1 protein-coding gene (cut by a window edge) is annotated in these 24,763 nt (G+C 57.2%); it reads right to left on the reverse strand.

What is annotated here, in order from left to right; all coding sequences use genetic code 11:
* On the reverse strand, positions 1-24,763 hold the 3' portion of the coding sequence (locus ACQUQP_RS11575; protein ID WP_432695187.1) for an LEPR-XLL domain-containing protein. It continues 3,929 nt past the right edge of the window; 24,763 of the gene's 28,692 nt are visible here — the last part of the coding sequence; its start codon lies off the right edge, out of view — the gene reads right to left on this strand; its stop codon occupies positions 1-3.

Genomic DNA, 24,763 nt, shown 5'->3' on the forward strand with positions numbered 1-24,763 from the left:
TTAGCGTTTGCCTGCCCAGCTTCTTAAACCACTGGAAATCAGCGAGTGATTTTTTGATAACCAGGAATCAAGCTGCTCTTCCACCTGCGAGTGCTCCAGGCTCTTCAGGCTGCCTTCTTCAGCGGTATCGTCGAAGATCTGGTAGTCCCTTGCAGATACTGCACCTGCGCTAAGCAGATAGTTATAGGCGAGCGAATCATCCTGATTCAGGCGCTCGGCAACAGCGATTGGCATTGAACCCTTGGGTGAATTGATAGTTTGATGGCCGGCATCCGATTCGACCTGCGTACCAGGCTCTGAGGCTAGCGTTATGCGCACACCAGCAGAGAGTGTTTCGGCCATGACGCCGCTGTCATGCTCGAAACCAAGCAGATGCCCCAACTCATGGGTCAGTACACTGAGTAGATCCATCTGGCCTTCAGCTTGCGGTGAAGAGGCAATCGCTACTATTCCATCAGACAGAGCAAACTCGCTGTCATCCTCGGGTGTCGGATCGATGAACCACCCCCACCCCGCCGCATTAGTGTCGAGAGTGATAGTATTGGTCGCACGGTCGGCAGTGCCAAGGGTCAGTCCAGACAGGTCGCTGATATCGACACTGACCTGGTTCAGAATCACACGGTACCTGGCATCCAGCTGATCCTGACTCAGCCAGTATTGCTTGGCCTGGCTGAGGATGGCATCGATGTCGTCGGCCTGGAGCGATGTCTGATCAGTGGTTCCAGCAGCCGGGGCGGTTTCGGCCAGCATAGCCGACACAGTGCGATTCTCCGGATGAGCTTGCTGATCGCCTCGGGTCAGATTACCGCTGACGAACAGCACCACTTTACCCTCGCTATCCCTAATCTCGATCTGGGCAAAGTCGTTGAAGCCAGGTTCACCGGCATCATTAAAGATAAAGCGTACGGTGTAGCCATCCACGTTGTTAAAGCGACCAGTGCCCTCACCGATCAGCGTGTCTGCGGGTGCGCTGCGCGGCAGATGGTTGATTTCAGGATCGTCGTAAGCGGTTATCCATGTCAGCGTCTCTAAGTGGAAACTGTTCCCGTCGAAGTTCACCTGCAGATTATTCGGACCGATAAGCGGGTCTGAATGTAGTTCGAAACCGTGGGTGACCCTCATGCCTGCGTCGGTGAAAATACTGCCGCCACCGGTCATGCGTACGCCGGCCGGTTCTGTCTCGGCAGCTTGGTAATGCGCCGGATCACTGCTCCAGACTACATCACCGGTCAACGGATCGGTGCCGTTAACCGTGGCCAGGTTGACGTGGAATCCGACCTGGACGGCATCGTCGTAGACCCCCTCCGAGGTGAAGACCCAGGTCTCGCCGGGATCGAGCAGGCCGTTGCGGTTGCTGTCACCTTCAATGAACTTACCCTGAGTCACTGCAACAGGCGTGAAGTCATCACCCGGGTTGTTGGTCGCCGCATCATCCACCAGCTGAATATCGGCCAGCGAGTCGGTGCCGGTGTTGGTCACCAGGTAGGTGAACACCGGAATACTGCCCGCATCAACCTGAACCGGGTTGGTCGCATCATTGGCATCTTCACCGTTAATCAGTTTAACCAGCGAGATACCGGGATCGGTGCCGTAGTAATGGGCCAGGTCCTCGTCGGTGTAAGTAGTGCCGAATTGATCGACCGCCACTACCTCAACGGTGTTCATTTGCTGACCCTGCTCAGCCTGACCATCAATGACAGGTGCGGAGCTGAATATCCATACTTCGCCCGGATCGATCAGACCATCGAGATCATCATCACCCGATTGGTACTCGGGGGTGAAGCCGTCCGAGTCCACGATACTGGTCAATTCCAGTTCAGTATCGCCCTGGTTGAACACCTGGTAGGTCCAGACGATATCGGTGCCGATCTGCAGTATCGGCCCTGTCGGTACATCGGCGTCCTCGGCGCGGGTAGGATTCTCTTCGTCGACTGCATTGATCGCCTTCTCAACCCTGATGCCCGATACCTGTCCCAGATAACTGGCCGAGTCGTTGTCTGCGGCGAACTGGCCGGTTACTGGCTCGGTGGCGATAACACGTACCTGGTTGGTGTGCAGACCAGCCTCGGCGGTTTCACCCTCCAGCGGCGTTCCCTGGGTGGTGTATTGCCATACCTCATCCACATCCAACAGACCGTCCTGGTTGATATCGCCGATATTAAAGCCATCGACCATTACCGCCGTGGGCGTAAAGTCATCACTGGGATCATCCGGGGTATGGGCATCATCAACGAGCGAGCTGACGACCAGTGCCATGTTGCCGGTATTGCGAACCAGGTAGGTCCAGGTCAACTCGGCGCCCTCGCTGAGCTCCACAGGATCATCCGGATCATCGGCATCTTCGGTCGGGGTCGGCTGAGTTGGATCGGCGGCATTGATCGCCTTCTCCACATCGATACCGGCGACTGCGCCAAAGATATTAGCCGGGTCGTCGTCGTACAGCGTAAACCCGGTCCGTGTATTGGTTGCACTGACGAGAGCCCAGTTGGTGTAAGCGCCTTCGCTGACCACATCCGTATACTGGAAGATCCAGGTCTCGTTATGATCCAGACGGCCGTCAGCGTTTCTATCGCCACTGATATAGACGGGTACGAAGTCATCCGAGGGATCACCCGGCGTCCCGGCATCGTCGATAAGACTTAGGTTCTCCAGCGGGTCGCGACCGTTGGTGCTGACGGCGTAACTGAACACAACCTCGGAGCCAGCCGCCAGAATAACCGGGTTGTTGGGGTTATTCGCGTCTTCTGCGGTGGTCGGAGAAGCCGGACGCACGGCGTTGACTGACTTGATCAGATTCAGCTCATCAAAGCTGCCGTAATAATGCGCCAGATCGGTATCGGTATCCGTTACGCCGGTCAAAGGATCGCTGACCTCGACGCTGGCCAGGTTAACGTACGGCCCTTCTTCGACGACGCCTTCTGCAGAGAACAGCCAGACCTCGCCCGGATTGACCAGGCCGTCTGCATTCAGGTCACCAACGTTACTGCCGTCGATTTCCACGGCTATCGGCTCAAAGTCGTCACCGCTGTCGGCATCGGTGCCAGCGTCATCCCAGAGTGCATCGATGACGAACGACCGCTGACCTTCGTTGATTACACGGTAGGTCCAGGTGACTGTCTCGCCAATCGTCAGAACAGGCCCCGTCGGTGAGTCCGCATCCTCGTAAGCCGCTGGGGCCAGTGCATCAGCCGCATTGACCGCTTTCTCGAGGCGCACCTTCATTTCAGGAGGCGGATCGATAGTACTGAAGTAGCTGGCAGCATCCCTGTCGCTATGGGTTTCGCCGGTCACAACGTCGATGGCTTGCGCCATTACCCAGTTGGTGTAGTAGATCGGCTCGGCCACATAGTCATCGAAGACGGTGCCTTCAGAAGTGAACAGCCAGGTTTCGCCGGGATCTATCAGCTCATTCTGGTTGATATCGCCGATATTGAAACCGTTCAGATCCACTTCTTCATTGGGCATGAAGTCGTCACTGAGATCGTCCGGGGTGCCTGCATCGTCAGTGATTGAGGTCAGCTCAAAGGCGGTATCGCCTTCATTGATCACCTGGTAGGTCCAGGTAATCGGAGTACCCGGCTCCAGGTAAATACCTGGCTGCTGATCGGCATCCTCGCCGTTGATTGCTTTCTCGACACGTAGCTTGGGATCCGGATCTATGAAGCCACCATAGTAGTGGGCCGGATCCTCGTCACTGTAGGTTGTGCCGGTCTCTCGATCGATCACCTCAACCCGGGCAATATTGACGTACTGGCCGGCGCTGGCGATACCTGCAGCTCTGAACACCCAGGTCTCACCGCTGTCGATCAGGTTGTCCTGGTCGCTATCGCCGATGTTGTACTCGACCCCGTTGAGAGTCACCTTGGCAGGTTCAAAATCGTCGCCGCTGAAACCGGCAGTGCCCGCATCGTCGATCAGCGACAGCAGCTCGACTTCCACATCGGTGTTATTGGTGACCAGGTAGGTCCAGGTGACTTCACTGCCTATATGCACGTTTACACCGGGAGCGGTATTGGCATCCTGACCGTTGACCAGTTTCTGCAATCTGATACCGCTGGTATGCACATCGCTACAGACACAACCGCATTTCGGCGGATTGTCCATATCCTCTTTGCCGCCCTGGGTATCACGCTGCACCCCGCCGATATTGCCAGGCTGCGGATCACGCGGCCCCCCGGTCTGGTCGTTCCATTCCGCATCATGCTGATCCACCAGGCCCAACTCGCCGTCAGGCTCGGTGAGCGTTGCGTCCGCACCGGCAGCCAAGCCCAGCTCGGCGATGAAGGCCTTGGTATCGGGCATCAGCAGACGGTTCACGGTAGGTGCGCCAAACGGACCGAAAGGCACGATGAAGGTGTTGAACTCGCCGGTCCAGTCGAACAGGCGGTCGCCGCCGGTATTGGCCATCAAAACATCCAGACCGGCGCCGCCGTAGGCGAAGTCTGCATCGGCGAAGATCGGATCATCCGGCTGGTTGTTGAGTCCACCGTTGGTGTTCATGTTGTCGTCGGCGTTCAGGTAGTCGTCTCCGCGACCACCGAACATGCGGTCCGCATTGGTACCACCAACAATCCAGTCGTTGCCCAGGTCACCGAATATACGGTCTATACCATCGTCACTCTTCACCGGTGCGCCATCGACCATCAGTAGCTGGCCTGTACTTTCGTCGACGCGATAGCTGTCGAAGTTAAGCAGGAAGCCCTCGATGCGGGTGCGTGGGTTATAGGCATCATAGGCGGCGAACTTGCGTGTGACTGGATCATAGCCGAGCGGGTTGGAAGGATCGTATCCCAGTGCAGCCTCTGTCTGAGGTGCCTCAACGTAGAACTCTCGCTGCGCTTCCGCTCCGGAGATGGCGTCATCACCAGCACCGCCATGGATATAGTCGCAGCCCAGACCGCCATAGATCACGTCATTGCCGCCCTTATCAAACGCGGTCAGATCGACGCTTTTGAATAGCGTGCCGGTGATATTTACCACCGCGCCGATAAAGGGACCTCGAGTTTCAAGCAGTGTCTGCTGGTTGGCCACGAAGAGGCCGTTCAGTGACTCGGTCAGGCCATTGCGACTGGTCAGAATCTTGCCATCATCACCGAGGATACCGTCGTCGCCGGTACCGCCATAGAGGCGGTCATGGCCGCTACCGCCGTAGATGTCGTCATTCTGGGCCTCGCCAAAGATCACATCGTTGCCGGTCATGCCGTGCAGGATGTCATCGCCGGATTCGCCGTGAATCAGGTCGTCCTCACCCCGATCACCGGTAGCACGCTCTCCCTCGGTGTAATCCAGCAGGGTGAAGGCACGCGGGATGACCTTGTGCCCCTCGGCGGACAGGTCATAGTTGAAAATCAGGAAGGCGGGCTCAGCGGCCGGTTCGCCGTTGGTACCGACAAGGCGATAGATATTGCCGTTATCGCCGAGAATCACATCAGCATCCCGGGAGTGCGCATCATCACTGGGCATGCATTCACACTTGACCAGACCGGTGTTGTTGCGCTCCAGGCGCGTGCCGGCACCACCGAACAGGGTATCGCTGCCTGTGGGTCGCAGGGATGGAGCCACCAGGCTGAACAGGTTTGAGCTGTCGCCGATCAGGTCGTCCTGCCCCAGGTTACCGAAGATCAGATCGTTGCCACCGTTGCCCTCTATGTAGTCGTCGCCATCAGTTCCAAACCCAGCGAAGTCTTCAAACGAAACACGGGTCAGGTGCACGTTCAGGGAAAGGCTGCCATCGCCCTGCAGGTTATCATCACCGAGTTGACCAAAGATCACATCGTCACCAGCACCACCAGCGATCGAGTCGTTGCCGAAGGTGTTGATCAGCGGCGTATCGTTATGGTCGTACAGGCGTAGGTAGCGTTCCACCGCACCGGTCGGGTTAACCTGGGCTGTGCCGGTGATCTGCGCCACGCCATCGCCGTTGTAGATAATTTGACCGCTAAGGACCTGCATGCGCACGCTGATGGGCGCTCCGGTGCGCAGAATGTCAGCGTTATCCCCGGCGATGGTGTCGTTGCCGCTACCGCCCTGGATCAGGTCATCACCATCCTGGCCACCCAGGTCGTTGTTAGCAGTATCGTCAGTGGCAATCAGGTTGCCGTTGTGACCACCGATGATGTCGTCATCGCCGGCGCCACCGAATAGTTTGTCTCCCGCCTGACCGCCGAGCAGGATGTCATCGCCTTCGCCACCGCGAATCAGGTCCACACCGCCACCATCAGTATTCAGCGTATCGATGGAGGTCCAGGTGAACGGATGCAGGGGACGCACATTCGGGGTCAGCGACAGGGCCGGATCCAGGTTCATGTCCAGTGGCAGAAGTGCCAGATCAAGCAGCCCTTCATTACCGTACTTGTCTCTGGCTTCAATCTTGCCGTGATCACCGAAGATCAGGTCATTCCCCGTCAGACCATCAATAACATCACCCGCAGTACCACCGAGCAGGATGTCGTTACCGCTGCCTCCAGATATACGATCAGCACCACCGAGGTTCGGGTCCGAGGTACTGATGATATCGATATCGGCACGATCCAGATCGCCAAAGGTCGTTGTCGCATCATGCTTGGCCAGTACATAGTCGATGAAGCCATGGTCACCGAGGACGATATCCATACCGCTCCCGGCCCGGATCCTGTCTCCACCGTTACCACCTAGGATACGATCGTTGCCGATACCACCGTAGATGAGATCATCGGCACCGTTGGTCGGTTCTACCGTTGCAATGAGTTCAATGCGCCCTACTGTTTGCAGGTTCTGTGGACGTCCATCGATGGCCGGTGGTGTGTTGAGCTGCCCGGCTATCCAGGTGATACGTGGGCCCGCAACATCCTGGGTGACAACGCCATGATCGCCGAAGATCACGTCGGTAAACTCACTGATCTGACTGCTGCTCAGGCTACCCTGGCCCTCGCCAAGCAGGGTGTCCTCGCCAGCCACGAGATGATCGATTACGTCGAAGGTTCCGGCCGGAACAGCGCCCTGCTGCGTCACCATGATCAGATCGCGGGTGATTACATCGACATTGAAGCCGGAATCACCGTAGATCAGATCGGCGCCGCGCTGACCTTCAATGTGGTCATCACCACTGCCGCCGGCAAGGCGATCGCCGGTCTGGCTGCCGTATAGAGTATCGTCGCCGGCACCGCCGTAGGCGTTGATGCCGATGCTCAGCAGGCTGCCGTCGGCGTGGGTTCCCGTATGCAGGCGGGCGTCAATCACATCATTACCGAACCAGTTGAAGAAGCCGGCTTGCGGGAAGGTGTAGAACGGAGCGCCGTTGCCGACCAGGGTTCCCCAGGGTTTGCTACCGAAGTCAGCGGTCGACATCACCGTCGGGTCGCCCTGGTACCAGACGCCATCCTGAGAGGTATCGCCGTAAACCACCAGCGGCGAGTCTTCACCGCCACCGCCGGTAACGATGATGGTATCACCGCCCACACGGGTCATGTCGGTGTCGACGGACTGCACGGTGCTGTAGGGATCGGGAACCTGGTTGCGCGCATGCCCCTTGGGATCGTAGACGCCAAGCAGATGCTCGTTTCCGTCCGCAAGCGCCACAGAGATGCCCGACACCTTCATGACATTGCCACTCAGATTGGTGATTTCACCAGCCTGAACACCGTCATAAAGAATTGTCTGACCCACCTCGAAGCCGTAATCGGACCAGGAGAGACCATCGCTACGGGTGACTGTGGTGTTGGCACCGCCATCGACGCGCGCCACCTCGAATGCCGCTTCAACCTGCAACAGGGAGTTACCGCCGCCATGGATGGTGGTAATACCGCCATGCAACGCAGCCACCCCGGTGGACAGGTCGATGCCCGGATTGAGTGTGCCGCTGACGGTGAAGGTATCGTTGCCTTCGCCGAGCAGTACATTGACCACCTCGATGGTGCTGTAGCCGCCATCGGTCACCACATTGCCGTCGTCATCGAGCGTCAGAGTGCCGAAGGAGATGCCACCATCGATCTTAAGCGGTTCGCCGAAGGCGGTTTCAGCAAAGCCCTCCTGCGTGAAGTCGAGCCCTGTCGACATATTCAGCCCGGTGATGCTGGTGGAGGTCATCTCACCAACCAGGTCCTCGATGCTTGAATCCGCATAGACATTGAGCACGTCGACCTGAGTCGCCTCGGATGGCTGTTGCGGAATGGCAAAGAACGGACCATTGGTTTCGCCCGGCAGCAGAAGCGCCGGCTGCAGCGACCGGTCTGCACCGGTGGTACCGCCCTCGACCTGCAGCGGTCCCTGCAAACCGCCCAGCAGGTGCGGCTGTTTGGCGAAGTTTATGACGCTTTCGGCACCCTCCTGCAGCTGGTAATCCGGGTCAGCTGCCAGCTTGACGGTCACCGCCTGATACCAGTTGTCGGCCGTAAAGGTCACCTGCGGTGCCCATTGAGTTACCGTAACTTCACCGTCCGCCAGACTCGGGGTGTGGGTCGTGGTAAGCGTGAGCTGATCGAGCTTATCGCTGCTGCTGCCGTGGATCAGTTGGATCTTGTAGAGATTCCCGGTCGTCGCGTTGTTGAAACGCACCAACTGGCCTTCCAGGAAACCATCATCCAGCCAGCTTGAACCATCCGTGCGGGTGAGCGTGCGGCTGGCGGCATCCCAGCTGATATTACCGCTATACAGGCCATGCTGAGGCGTGCCGATAGCCGCCAGTTGAACGCGACTGTCTGTCACCACATTGGTCTGGCCATCGGCCAGAATAGCGATTGTGACATCGGATGTTGGCGCCTTGGTCAGGCGCAGGGTGTAATCATCGGTCTGAGTTGTATCGCTGGCGTTGACCAGGGTCGAACCATCGCTCGGGATCACGACGACACCGGCAGAATCGTTATCCAGTACTTTGACATACAGGCTTTCAGGCGTAGCCCCGGTATTCAGATCGTCGTAGCGGGAATCGCTGGTCAGCGCAGCATTGATACTGTGCGTGATAACCGTGGTGTGCGGGTCCTGCCGCGCAGCATCATCGAATGCGTTCAGGGTAATCAGGAGATCGCTTGCGTTTTCGGCTGTAAAGGTCACACGATACACGCCGGGAGTAGTCCCGCTCTGCGGTGTGACTGTGGTAAAGCGCGAGTCCGCGCTCGACAGCCAAACCCGTGCATCGCCGGTACTGATATCCACCGTTACTGTTTGACCGGCCGCCGGTGGTATCGCGAGGTGAACTTTGTATTGGTCGGTGATGCCGGTGGTTGCATCGCCCTCCAGCACAATCGACTGGTTGTCTTCATTGTCAGTCGCCGGATCAACAGCGATCAGGTTGATGGCAGGCTGATCGATGTCGTGCACATCAACCTCGACATTGCGCACGCTGGCGTTGTCGAATATTGGATCTGCGCTGATCACGCTGTGGCTGATGACCAGGGTACGATCACCCTCAGGGAGACCATCGGACGGTGCCAGCACATACACGGTTTTGGCCGCGGTTTCGCCCGGCGCAAAGTGCAGCACGATGGCCCGTTTCTCAACCTGCGTCGGTTGCGTTCCGGGCACATATTTGTCGACAAAATGCCGGTAGAAGTCGCTCGGGTCCTCAGAGACCCAGATGGAATCCCCGCCCTGCGCCTGTTCCTCATAGGGCGACCGGGCCGCGCTGATAGTCACGTAGACATCCTCAGTGGATGCCTGGGCGAGCGACACTGTGTAGGTATCGTAACCAGCACCCTCGGTGACCGAGGTGAAGCCCGCACTTTCGCTGATAATTACGGCACCCTGAGTCGAACGCGCAACGCTCAGGTTGATGCCATCGACAACCATGCCGTTGTAGTCGACATCATCAGAAGTGACCAGATGATTGATGGCGCCGCTGCTACCTTCCACATCCTGGGCGAACACGCTGCCGATGACATCGCCACCGACATTGATGGTGTCGCTGCCAAGGCCACCGATGACGCGTGTCGCCACGCCTGCCGGCGTCGACAGAATATCGAAGGAGTCGTTACCCTCGAGTCCGTCGATCTCCACTACCTCGATATTCTCATAGCTTACGTTCAGCCCGGCGCCGTAGATCGCTTCGTCGGTGATGACGATGTGATCGGCATACTCGGTGCCAAGTACCACCAGCTTGTCAAAGCCCGAGCCTCCATCAACGGAAACCGGGGCATTGATGTTGTACTGCACCTGGTTCTGGCCAGCGCCGGTCCGGATATCGGTCTGAGCCGCGGTAGAGAAACCACTGGTCAGTGCCGGCAGCGCGACGTTGTTTTCGGGATGTTCGGCATCGTAGGTCTGCCACCAGATCCCGTCGTGGAAGGTCGCTACCTTGGTGTCGCCACCATCCTCGTAGGTTTTGGTATCCCCTTCCTTCGCGGTGCCATCGCCGGTATCGGCCAGGGCCAGCGCACGGATAGTGAACAGGTCATTTCCGGCGTCGCCTTCCAGACGCAGCACCGCCTGGTTGGAGTAGACGCTGAATGAATCGTTACCCGAGCCACCCTGGGCAACCAGAGCTGAGCTGTTGCCTTTGGAGAGCCAGCCACGGGTGGTCGCCACCGTGGCGAACACATCGTTTTCTGCCAGCTGTGCTGCAGTATCACGCTTGGTGCCATACAACTGGCCGATCTGGAAGCTGTCGTCGCCTGCACCGCCATCCAGTGTGGTGATGGCGCTATTGTCGTCAGTGGCGAAATAGTCGTTACCACCGAGGCCAAATACGTTGAGGCGGCCGTTGATTGCTGAATCGTAATTGATGCGCTCAACAGCGCTGGAGGATCCCGCCCGCGCATCTGCCACACTGCCGTGCAGCAGAGCAACAAACGCCGGGCGATCGGCGGACTCGTCGCCGCCCAATCCAGCGATGGCGGTCAGGCCGCGCAGCAGGAATATATCGTCGGTGGCATATGGCAGCCCCTGGTTATCCGGATCGCTGCCATTGTTTGAAGAATCAAAACCGAAGATCGACAACTCATCCACGCCGTCATCGGGCGCGCCAGTATCCAGCACGTTGATAATGTAGTTGCGGTCTTCGTTCTGGCTACCCTGAGTCACAACCGTGTAGTAGTCAGCACCGGACTGGCCATCCAGGGTCAGGGTACCCACCGGCATCGATTGGAGTTTGTAGACGGTGAAGATGTCTTCCCCGTCGCCTGTTGGTGCAGTGTTGTTGGCGGGTGTCTTGAGGTTGCTGCCGTAAACTCGCGTATAACCGCCAAGCGTTGTTTGATCGAAGGTGATACGGTCGACGTCAGTAAAGCCGAAGATACTGGTGGCCTTGCCCGTTCCCGGCGTCAGGGTGCCCACCAGGGTGGTGTCGGCGCCATAGCCAAAATCACCGTTTGTCGTGCCGTTGTTCAGGTCATCCAGGTAAATATCGATCCGACCGCCCGCGCTGATTGTGGTGTTCACATGGTCGATCAGGTCGTCGCCAATCCGCAATACCACCCAGCCGCCGGCGCGGATATAACCATCACTGACCGTGCGCGGCGCATCCTCGGCGAACAGAACGCTACCCCTGGCCAGAAGGTTAAGATTCTCGTTCAGGGAGTTGGCGTTTGTGCTCTCACGTACGGTTAGATGGACGTTGCCGCCCCCGGAAGTACCGGAGTAGATGGGCGTCCGCGCCTGCACCAGTCGCAGCGTGCCGGCCACCTCGGTGACATAGATTTCATTGGCGGCTTCCAGACCCACATCTCCGAACCCCCTGCGGCGGGAATCGATCTCAATATCACCGCCGTTGCCGGAGGCCTGACCGACACTGCCGCCATTAGCCTGCATATCGATGCTGTTGGCTTTAACGACGGCCACATCGGTAACCAAACCCGCACCAGAGCGGGCATCAATAATCGAACCGGCCAGAGTCACCAACGAGGCATTGCCGCGGCTAGAATCAACGCGGTTCAAGCGCAGATCGCCACTGGTCTCGGTGAGATAGATGCCATTATCGGCAACTGCGGTCAGAGTGCCATTGGTTGGATTGGATGAATCGATCTCGAGGAAGTTGGCCGAGGTGCCGATACTGCCACCACGGCCTACATTGTGCGTCTTGGCACTTTCAATACTGATGATCTCGGTTGGATCGACCGAGGTCACCAGGCTGTCTGGATTTTTGGCCGCGAGCAATACCAGGGTTCGACCCATCACATCGGTGCCGATAGCATCGGCACCGTCGAGGATGGAATCGGGTGCTACCAGTAATACATCACCGGTACGCGAGCGAATCAATCCGGAGCGCAGATCACCGGAAGTCTCGAGCACGGACAAGTCGCCATCAACATTGACGTCGATATAGCCGGTGCCGTTGTTGGCCAGATCAGTGAAGGCGAGGAGATCGATTGTCGGTGTACTGCCCTGATCGGCGGCAACACCGGTTGTGTCGGCCTTGCCCTCGTCATCACGGACCTTGATATCGCCACCGGCGATTAGGCCGGGCTTGACTGACCCAAGCGCGGCTCCGATACGGAAACGGCCATCGGCGATTATGCTGAACCAGTTTTCGGGTTTGTCACAGGGTGCCGATGCATCGGCAAACAGGCGGAACCCAAGCGCGTTGTTATCGATTTCGCGACTGTTTGCGAACACATATTCACTGCTCAGCGTCGCATCGTCAGTATTGGCAAAGGCTGCTGGGTCGCGGCCACCTAATGAGCCGTCATTGCGGAAGTGGCTGTTGTGGTCAGCGTCGTAATTATCGGAATCAGAGATAACCTGCACTTTCCCGACCGTACCGGCACCGGTCTGGTGTTTGCTGTCGTGCAGCACGATATCGATATCACCACCAGCCTGAACACGCTGTACCTGGACTTTGAACGGGCCGGTGCTGCCGACTACGCGGTCAAGCCCCTGCAGCCCAAGGAAAATATGGTCATTTGAATCGTCGCCGGCCATGGCCAGCAGTTCAACTTCGCGGATGGAGTTATCGTAAAGGTCGGTACTCCGGACCAGCTGCACCTCCACCCGGGTGGCGTCTGAGTTGCCGATACTACCTTCGGTCGCTTCGATATCGAGCTGGTTGGTACGGATTACGCCGTTCGCGCTTCCAAAGATATCGCCGGATTGTGCTGAGTGATCGGCAACCGTCTCGGTATTAATGATGCGCGTCCAGCCACCGGGGTTATTGATAACGCCATCAATGTAGATATCTCCACTGCTATTGAGCTTTTGTACATCGATGATCGTACCAACGGTCGACAGGCGATGCTTGATATAGAACTCAAGCGTGGCATCGCCATCAGAGGCGCTGGTATCGTTGGTGATGACATCGTCCCCGGAATCGAGTTTAACAACAGGCTTGGCAGTACCGCTGTAAATGACGTCGATTTTCTCCAGATGCATATTCTCACCGGAGTAATCGACGATACGCACATCCGGAAGGTTGTCATTGAAGATGAAGTCCGGCCCTTCCGACAGCACGTTGTTTCTGATGTCATTCTGGGACTGCATCAAGATGTCGGCATAGCCTGAGTTGGTCACGCTGACATCGAAGTCATCGACATCCTTAAGGGACTCGCCCTCGCTGTAGGTGGTTGTACCTTTGCTGACGGTCACATTGTTCAGGTGAACGATCTTGCCGGTATCGTCGATCACCAGTTCAGGCGCACCGCCGGGCCCGCCAAGAATTTCCACATTTGCATCCCACTTGATGCGGGCGCTATTTGATGGATTGGAATGGGTATGGTCGAAATAGCCAGTCTCTGTATGCACCCGCCATTTGCCGGTTTTATTGTCAACACCACCTATCACATCGGATTGAACATAGAGTGCCAAGGCGTTGATGTCGCTATCGACGGGGTGAGCCAATGGGCTGTCGGAGGCCCGCGCGCCGGCGATGACGGCAACACCCTGTTGCGTATCCACTTCGGCATCAATGGTCATAACGCCACCGGCTGAAGCCTCCTGGGGCGGAATGATACCGACGGCGAGGCGGCTCGCCTTACGTTCGATATCGACATCTTTATAGTTGGCACGAAGATCCACGCCATGCCTACCGGTGATACGCGTCTCATCAGAATTGCCGCTGGAATCACCGCGCAGAATCACTTCAGCCATGGTGTCGATGTTGGCGTTCGCTTCCGCATACGCAGTAGAAGCGCCAAGCAACAGGGTAATAAACGACTGCGCGCCGGCACGTGCATTGGCCGTAAGCTCCGAAATAAGCGCATACATGTTTACCGTATCGCCGGTTATGTTCGCGCCGATGCCGATATCCACGGTGGAGTTACCGTCGATATGCACGCCGTATTTGTTGTCATTTCCGCCATCGCCGTCTTCGTTCGAATACGCACCTGCCCAGCCAATCGCTCCACCGGTGAAGGTCTCGGCTTCGGTGGTGACATCAAGTTTGGCATCGCTGGTCAGATCGATATGGCGATCCGATTCGAGACTTGCCCCGCCCCCAATCTTGACCAGGCTCTTGAAGTTCACCGATGCGTCGGACTTAACATCGGCATTGGCGATAATGCCGCCCCCCTTGGCGATCGCAACGCCCTTCGCCGTGGTGTCAGAATCGGCATTCATGATGATGTCGCAGCCGGCAATGAGCACAGCATTGGTGCCGACCTCGGCGACCACGGAATGGGTTTTGATGTCGGTGTCTGTTTTCGCCTGGCCGACTCTGATTGCGCCGCCGCCCCGAGCGTCCGAGGTCCCGCTCACATCGATAGCGGAGTCAGCAGATATTTCGATTCCACCAACGGCGGTAATATGCGTCGAAGAACCTATGTAGGCATCCACTGACAGGTTCACAGTACTATTGGCTTCTGGTGTATCAGCCGAAACCCCGAGCGCACCTCCCGCGCCATTTGCGGCGGCGCTGGATTGGCCATCGCCCTGGGTACCCAGGTAGCTGACCAGATCGAGGCCTCCCGGACCGTAAAGCGTCTGGCCGGCCGCTACCGGCGTCGCGAGTTTATCAAGTTCGAGTGTCAGCCAGTGTTCACCGCTGGCGGATGTAAAATCGATGCCTTCAGTGCCAATACGGTGCTTCGCGCTGTCAAACAACCCGGTATCGTCCAGCGTCAGCGCTGCACCATCGACGCTGTCAGCGAGCTGGAAACTGTCATCGCTGAGCTTCTTGACGTAATAGGTTTGACCGTCGACCAATCCATCGATCGCCATTTCACCGGTGCGAATTAGGCTGTAAAGGCCGGGGTTCGTAGAGTCACTCAGATCAGGCGTCAGCTCCAATGCGTCCTGATAGACATCGGTAGTACCAAAGTCACCTTCATCGACCTGCTCTTTCACAGTCAGGGTCAAAATATCGTTACTTAAAGAGGCGATCATGTAGGTCGCATTAACGTCGCCTTCCAGGGTGATTTGCTGATTTTCCTTAAATCCGAACTCAGCCCAGGTCAATCCGTCGTTTCGTTTGATAGTGTCGCCTGATTCTGACTGAGCGAAGGTCAGTGAGCTGACAACCGAGTAGGCGTCGGTGAGTTGGATTGTGTTGACGCTGTCGTCAATCACATAGTACGTCGAATCGTTCGAGAGACCGCCAATCGGCAACTCCTTAGACAAATCGCGATAAAGAACTTTATCGCCACCGTTCCAACCGTGGCTTTCGATAAAGATGTTGTTCAGAGAACTGTTGTGAATCACCTCGCCACGACTGTTAAGCGACGGGTCGTGGTTACTGTCCGTGGTAATATCCACGGAGCTGACGTTGAACTCTACGATAGCGTCCGGGGCGCGATATGTAACCGCCTGACCATCATCGAAGCCATGGTCCACGATCTCGATGCTATCGTTATCGACCTGGGCCACTGAGAAGTCACTGAGTTGATTAGTATCAAAGACCGAATCGGTGATCTTGGTTTCGGACAGTTTGATGGTCTGATCATCGATGACTCGGACGTAGTAGGTCTTGCCTTCCGACAATCCGCCGATGCTGCCTTCAAGGCTGTACAACTCGACTTCGTCACCATCCTCAAACAGGTGGGGCGCGGAGAAACTGATGCTGTCACGCGATAGATCCACACCAGCCAGGCCTTCGCGATCGGCTATATCCCCCAGACCTTCCACATCTTCCAAACCATCAATAGCATCCAGATCTAACGCGGCGCCCAATAAGTAAATGTCGTCGCCGCCCATATCCAGTACCGCGTGCTCGCGTCCGTTCAGGGTCACAATGGTGCCAGTGGTCAGCGGAAGATCATTAACTGTTATCAGATCTCCGTTGACCGCATCGATGTCTGCATCTATCGAGGTGCTGTTTTTGAGGAAGTCAGCCGTGACGCGAACATCTGCAGCGGCATTTACTGTTGCGCTACTATCGATACTGGCTTTCAGGGTCGGACTCAGGGTCAGAGTAGTTTTTGCTGCGCCGCCATCGCCGAGTACCGCACCACCGTAACGTTCAGATTTACCGTCGGCTTCAGCCAGCGCTGAAGCGATTACACTTACATCGCCTGCGCCAAGCGTTGCACCGATAGCCGCTGTGGCGCTATCAAGTAAGGAGTTTACTGTGCTACTGCTGCCTATCCAGGCCTTGGTCTCGGCGGTATTGGTTGGCTTTGCATAAGCTGTTGCGCCATTAATCCCGATTGCGCCACTGGCGATAAGGGAATCGGCTTTGGCATAGGAGGACGAACTTGCCTCCACCTTGACCGGTCCGTCATAGATATCGGCCGTCGCATTGTCGCGAATATAGGCGTGACTTTTACCCTCACTGACCGCTGAAGCGTCAACCTTCCCGCCACCCGCGACAATTGAACCGGAGCCTGCGGTAATCTTTGCGACCGCATCAGCCTTGGACACTGTGCTTTCGATGCTGAGGCTTGAGCCATCTACATCAGCTTTATCACCGAGATATGCCAGGGTATCGCCGCTTGTACCTGCATTAACCTGGAACGTTGAGGCGTTAATGCCAAGACTGCCACCGCCGCCTCCAGCATCTGAAGTAGCTGATGCGGATGACTCTGCCTTGACCGAGATTGACCCGTCGATGTTTGCAGTCGTTGCCTTAGCGGTGGTGTCATTTTCCTGAGTGCCGAAATAGGCTTCCACATCGGCATCGATATACGCCTCTGAATTGACGCCGTTGCCACCACCCACCAAACCGATGGCCACCGAAAGGATGTCGCTATCTGCCAGGTTGGTGGCATCGGCCTTAATCGTCAGACTACCGGCATTCAGAGTGGTGCCCTCGCCAACCGAGGCGATAGTTGCTCCCTGGCGTGAGCTATCGGAGTCTTCTGTACCGACTGTTGCGATCACATCGAATAGACTGACTGAGATCCCTACCGAGCCATTACCGCCACGTGCTTCAGTGATCGCCGACGACCGGGATGTGGCGGTGATCTGTGCCGCATTCGTGACTGTGATATCGGCATCCTTACCGATAAAAGCCTGCAGATTACCCTTGATACTGGATGACGCATCGACATTGGTACCTGAGCCGGCTAAACCGACGCCGCCGATGGTCATATCCGTATCTGCGAACCGGTTCTGCGGCGAATTACTGTCAGAAGCGTTGGGATTAAGGAGCTTCACTGACAACGAATCGCCAGTGATTTTTACGTTATCACCAAGATAAGCCGCGCCATTGCTGGCCAGATCGGCATAGGTGGCATATTCGCCCCCGCCGACGACAATCGAGCCAAAACCACCGTCGGCGTCGACTGTCGCTTTTTCCGCCATGGTCGCCTCAACCTTGACCGCACCGTCTGAATTCAAGGTGGTACGCGAAGCGCTGCTGTCATCCCGGCCCGTACCTATGTGCGCATCAATATCCGCATCTACGCGACTCTTGCCGGTCAAGTTGCCACCGCCGCCAAGCAGGCCGATATCCACGCCCAGCATTTGATTGACCGCCGCGTTGCGTGCATCGGCAACCACTGAAGCACTGCCTACGTTGATTGTCGCGCCTTCGCCGATATACGCCCGTGTGACGCCAAGACGTGCCGTGTCTGACTCACCGCTCCCCACCCTCGCCAGGCTCTCGTAAACGCCTACCGATATGCCGACCGACCCGTTGCCGCCGTTGGTGGAAGAGTCCGCCGTGGACTGCGACTTCGCCTCCACCTGCAATGCGTTGGTGACGGTAATTTCGGTGTTATCACCGATAAAGGCTTCGAGGTTACCAATAATCGTGGCGTGTGCCTCGACCCGACTTCCGGAACCAACCAGACCGACGCCTCCGATCACCAAATCAGATTCCGCAAAACGACTGAGTGGATCACTGGCCGAGGCGTTAGGGTTAATCAGCTTCACTGATAACGAATCGGCGGTGATTTTCGCATTGTCGCCGACATAGGCCCTGCCGTCGCTGCCGATGTAAGCATGCGCGCGGTACTGCCCCCCTCCAATACCGACTGATCCGAAGCCCCCATCAGCGTCGATCGTCGCTTTTTCAGCCATGGTCGCTTCGACCGTTACCGCTCCGCCGGAATTCAGCGTTGTGCGTGAAGCCGTAGTGTCGTCTATGTCAGTACCAATATGCGCATCCACGTCCGCATCGACACGGCTCTTGCCAGTCAGGTCACCACCGCCGCCAAGCAGACCGATATCCACGCCCAACATTTCGTTGACCGCTTTATTGCGCGCATCCGCAACAACAGAAGCGCTACCGACGTTGATCGTTGCGCCTTCGCCGATATAAGCGCGTGTAACGCCTAGACGGGCGGTATCAGACTCGCCGCTGCCGACGGTTGCCAGACTTTCATAAACGCCTACCGATATGCCAACTGAGCCGTTGCCGCCGTTGGTTGAGGAATCCGCGGTGGATTGTGATTGGGCATCCACCACTAGCGCATTGGTGACTGTGATCTCTGTGTCGTCACCGATAAAGGCTTCGAGGTTACCGGTAATCGTGGCGTGTGCTTCAACCCTATTTCCGGAACCAACCAGACCAACGCCTCCGATCACCAGATCGGATTCCGCAAAACGACTGAGCGGATCACTGGCCGAAGCATTAGGGTTAATCAGTTTCACCGACAGTGAATCGGCGGTGATCTTCACATTGTCGCCAACGTAAGCCTTACCGGCACTACCGATGTAACTGTGGCCAAAGTATTCACCCCCACCAATACCAACCGACCCGAAACCTCCGTCCACATCAGCGCTAGCCTTCTCAGACATGGTCGACTCTAAGGTGACCGAACCACTCACTTCTACCGTTGCACGCAGAGGAGTGGTTGCACCTTTGGCCGCGCCTATATGCGCATCCACATCGGCATCGACACGCCCCAACCCTTCAAGACGTCCTCCACCGCCCAGTAAGCCGATATCAACACCCAACATCTGCGCATCGGCTTCACTGCGTCCGTCGGCCGCCACGCGCAGGCTTCCTGCATCCACAGTGCTGTTTTCATCCACATAGGCCTGGGTGATACCCAAGCGGTCGCTATCGCCCTCGCCACTGCCAACGATCGCCTTAGTGGTGAACAGGCTCACCGCGATGCCGATAGCGCCGTCACCACCATCAGATTTCGCACGGGCGAAGTTCTTCGCATCGGCATCCACATCAACAAGCCCTTTGGCATCAATGTCTGCCCCTTTTCCGATGTAGGCTTTCACAGAACCTGTGATCCTGGCGATAGTCTGCGCGGCATCGTCTTCGCTAATGTCACCTGGATTACCAGTGCCACTGCCGAGCAGGCCCACACCACCAGTGGTGAGGTACGCCTTGGCGGTACGGGTACCGGTTTCCACAGACGACTCGGGGTCGACACCACTGACGTAGTGCGAGGAGTTACGGACATCCGCTTCTATCGTGATGGTATCTCCGTTGACGGTGACACCGCTGCCCACATTCGCACTGGTATCGGCGGAAATAGTCGCGCTACTGCTTACCAGATTGACCGATACGCCGATTGCACCCGAGCCACCATCCAGATCACTCAAGGCGCCGTGAGCGGAGGTGGACAAGATGCTCACCGCCCCATTTGCCGCCTGCAGATTGGCGCTGCCCGTGGCCGCTGCCTCGACGTGGCCCTGAATCGTTGCCGCTGAAATGAGCTTGGAAACGGACCCGCCGATACTGACACTGACCGAGGCACCCACAGGCTTGCTATGGACAAAGGCATCCGAGTAGGCCTTGACCTCGATACCACCTTCGGTCGAGGTCACGCTGGCGTCCTTGATATAGGCATCGACCGAGGCATTCACGGTATTGGTGGAATCGACTTCGACGTAGCTCACCGACAACAGGCTGATAGACACACCGACCCCGGTGAGGTGCGAGTACAGGCTCTCATCGTCGGTTGCATTGATACCGATGTCGCCGGACGCGCTCACCCAGCCGCCATCAATATAGGCGTGGGTACCACCAGTGGCTCCGATGGTATTGCTCCCTTCAACATAGATGGCGGACACGGCGAGGCCAATCGGCGAGTCCTTGGAGACCTGGATGGCAACACTGGCACTTACAACAACGCCCTTAGCGGTCAGGTCGCGATCGGACGCTGCGTCAATTTGGATATCACCGTCCGTCTGGACCGCGGAATTCTTGATATAGGTTTCGACCAGGTTATCGATGGAGTTCTCGGCGAATACCAGCGACACGGCCCCGGCCGCTGACACTCCTTCGCCCACGCCGACCGCCACGCCCACCGAGACGGCAACCCAGTCTGCCACGATCGAAGAGTTGTCCTGCGCCAGCATAGTGATGCCACCGCTGCCGGCCTTGATACCCGGCAAGGTTGCGTCCGAGAGGTCGTTACTATCGGTGATATAGGCCTGAATGGCGTTTTCGATAGTGTTGGTGGTACCCACATACGCCACACCAACCGCACCTGAGGCACCGTTGCCCACTGTGACAGTAATCGACGCGGCCGCGCTGAAGGCGAAGGTGTCGATCTCGGTGTTCGAGGTCGCGGTGATCGACAAGGCATCCTTGGCTTCTACCAACGAATTGTCGATGTGTGCCTTGATAGTGTTGCGTATCGTACTTTGCGATACAGCCACGCCACCCGTGATGGCCGCACGAGCGCCACCGCCGGTGCTGATCGACGCCGCGAAGGCCGCAGCACCGGAATCGGTGGTAATGATCGTTGGATCGTCAGCAGCCCCATCCGTGGCGCTCAGGGTCACGTCGCCGGTATCGGCAGTGACATCACTGCCACCCTTGATTGCGGCCTCGATAGTGTTTTCCACACTATTGACCGATACCGCCGCGCCCACACCTAGATCGAGCCCATTGCTCTTGCCGGTACTGACACTGAAATCGGCCGCAACACCGATGCTAAGGGTGTCAATCGAGGTATTGGATTTGGCGATCAATGAGACATCGTCACCAGTTACCGTGGAATCGTCGATCACGGCGTACAACTTGTTGCCGATGTCGTTGACCGCGACACCCACGCCGATCGCCAGGTTCACCCCCGTGCTGTTACCGGTAGATATATTGAACGATACACCTACACCACCGGCATCCGAGACGATGCTGGAGTCATCGCTTGCGGTCAGCAATACGCTGCCGTTCTTGGCTTCCACGCCCGGAGTGCCGTTAGTGCCGTTACTGCCCTTGATGTGAGCGTCAATGGTGTTCTTTATGGTGTTCTTGGTGCCGGCACCGCCGCCTGCCAGATTGAAGCCGTTACCTTGACCAATTTGACCGTTCACAGCGCCGCCGATCGACAGTGCGTTGACCGTGTTGGTCGACTCCGCGATCAAGGCGACATCCTGGTCGGCGCTGACGGTCGAATCCTCGACCATCGCGGTGATGCCGTTCTGGATATCGTTCAGTGCTACGCCGATACCCAATCCGGCATTAGCGCCACTGCCCCCGCCGATCTTCACCATAATGCCGATGCCCGCCGCGTCGGCATCGATGCTTGTCTTGTCTGAGGCGGTAAGCTCGACTGAGCCGCTTCCCGACACCACGTCGCTGGAATCTTCGATGCTGGCATTGAGAGTGTTGCGTATGGTGTTGATAGAGAAGCCGGCACCGCCGCCAAGATTCAGGCCACTACCCTTCGCCGGGGTAACCTGAACTCCGACGCCGAAGGTCAACGCACGGATCGATGGATCATCACCGATGGGCTGCATACCGGCATCGAGTATGACGTCCCCTTGTGCCTTGACTGTCGAGTCTTCGATCCTGGCATCGATCTCGCTGTAAATATCATTGGTGGCGCCGCCGATACCGATCGCAAGCTGAGCGCCCGATCCTTTGCCGAGTTTTAAAGCCAGTGCCACACCGCCTGCATCGGCGGTGATCGTGCTATTGTCATTGGCGATGAGTTCAACTTTGCCCTGGTTCGACAAGACACCGTAACCACCGCTTTTCTGGCTGCCGAGGATATAAGCCTTGGTGCGGCTCCAGATGGTATTACCCGATCCTGCACCGGCACCGGTGCCGACAAACTTACGGCTGGAGTCCTTGGTAATACTCCCTGAGCCGCCAAAGGTCACCGCATTGATCGCCAGGAGGGCGGTGGCATGCAGCAAGATATTGCCGTCCGATTCGACTGGTAAACCGTCGATAAAAGACAGAGTCTCAGCGCGATCGCTTTCTTTACCAATCTCGTTAACCGCAACCGAGATGCCAACCGCACCGCTTGCGGCGCCTCCGCCTTCGCCGGAGGCATCGCTGGTTCCTGATATGAACGGGATGGCCAGTGAAATTCCACCCGCAATCGCTTCGATGGTGGACCGGTTATCGGCAGTAATTTTGACCTGCCCATCTGCAGCCACTGAGTCCCCACCTGTTCCGCGGATGTAAGCCTGGGTGGACCCGCCAAGTTCATTGACACTGACCGAGCCGGCCCCTGCGATCTTGCCCTCGCCGCTAAAATTGGCCGCTACACCAAGGCTGAAGGAGTAAATATCCGATGTGCCAACCGCCTCAATGATGAGATTGCCGTCGATATCGATGGTACTGTTCTTCAGATAGGCGGCGACATCATTGTCGATAATATTGATCGCGATAGCGGCGCCAAACGCATTTTCCGCAGAGATACCGACAGCACCGCCGATGGTAAAGATGCTCGAGGTGTCTTTGGCTGACACTGTTACCGAAACCGGGGTTGAGCTTCCCGCTACCTCGGTAATGCTGCTGTTATCGAGGTAAGCATTGGTATCGGCGTAGATCAGATTAACCGACAGGTTAACGCCCAAACCGAACGAACTGTCTTTCCCTCCTGCAGCGATACTGGCGCCAATCGCTACGATGCGTGGGTCGTCTCCGGCATCCTCATTGATGGCCGATACCTTAACGGCGCCACCGGCCATCTTCAGCGACGAATCGGCTATATAAGCCTGGGTGAGGGTCGGCGTATCGCTGGTACCAAGCATATTGGCGCCAACGCCCAAGCCAACCCCGCCCTTACCGCCGAACGCGACACCACCACCAACCGCAATCATGCTGGCTGTGTTGGATGCAGTTATCGACAGGTCTCCGTCCACATTGGAATCACTACCCGCAAGATAAGCTTCTGTGGTGTTAAAAATCTGGTTAATCGATACGGAGCCGGCGACCGAAATACCCTCTTTTAGGGTCGTCACACCCACACCGGCACTGATGCTGATCAGGTCACCCTTGCGTACGGCCTCGATGCCAAGGTCTGCGGCCAGATCCAGGTCGGTATCGATGACGAAGGCGCGCGTGGTGGTATCCAGGTCATTCAGACTGAAAGCCCCGGCTAATGCCCCCCCGCTGGACTGGCTCCTGCCTCCAACGAATGCGGCTCCTCCGGTGATCGTTAGCTCAAAGATGTCGTTTTCCGCCAGCAGGTTTGCCTTATCGGCGCTGATCAATCCGCTACCCTGAATCGACGCCTGGGTGTTGTCGGTTACCGAGTTAACCGAAACGGCTGCGGCTATGCCTATACCGGTCGGCGGAGCCTCCTGATTGGTGCCCAGCACGGACTGCGCCTTGAGCGGTACGTTCTGGGGTACGCTCGGCTGATCCGGGTCGGTGCTGATTTTGGTACCGGCGACGGCGAAAGAGGCGATAAAACCATCCACCTTGGCCAGCAGATCCACCTCTTCAGCCACATCGATGTGAGTGGCAGGTGAACTGCCTGCACCGCCGGCACTCTGAAGCTTCGTCCGATCGCCGATGACCGCGTAGGTTTCGCGGAACACATCGTTGATGCCGACGGACGCGCCTACGCCAAGCCCGGAACCAAAGGCAATACCACCCACCCAGCTGATCTGGGTCTCAAGACTCCCTGCATAGAGGCGAACATTGCGCCCGGTCACCGAGGCACTGTTCGACAGCTGGACGACGTTGTCGCTGACCTGTTTCAGGTAAGCGAAGGAGCCGCCTATTGCAACGCGCCCGGCATTCGCGCCCGATTGGGTGAAATTGAAATTGAAGATCGCCTCTTCGGCTTTCATGTTGAAGCCGCCATCGGCACCACTGAAGATCTCAGCCTCGCCCTGAACCAATGCGTGGGTCGTATTGTTCAGGAACTGAAGATTGATTGAACCACCAAAGCCCCCGCGCTTGCTCTCTGAACCCAGCGGCGCAATGGTTGTATCAAGGTCCCAGTCCGGTGACAGCGGGTCGATACTGATAGATGGCAGACTGAACTGGAAGTTACCGGTGACATTGATCAACTGGAGGTAGTTGGTCGCCTCTACCGAGACCACCTGCTCGCCCTTGCTGTCAGCTTGTCGATCGGCCTGATTGGGATGCGGGTTGCTATTATCATCGCGCCAATCAGTGTCCTGGTTGATCTTAACCTCATCCTGAACAACGGCCTGGGTATCGTTGGTAATGACCAAGAGGTTCACCGAGCCGGCGATGCTCAACTTGTCTGCTTTGGCGGTACTGCGGGCAAAGGTATTCAGCAGTTTGGATTCGATACCCAGGCTGCCATCGAGGTAGTCATTGAAGGTGTCATACCCATCGTTCTGCAATTGATCGAGCAGTTCG

Origin of the sequence: Marinobacterium sp. YM272 (assembly GCF_050908845.1) — a bacterium.
In the GTDB taxonomy this organism is placed as follows: Bacteria; Pseudomonadota; Gammaproteobacteria; order Pseudomonadales; family Balneatricaceae; genus Marinobacterium_D.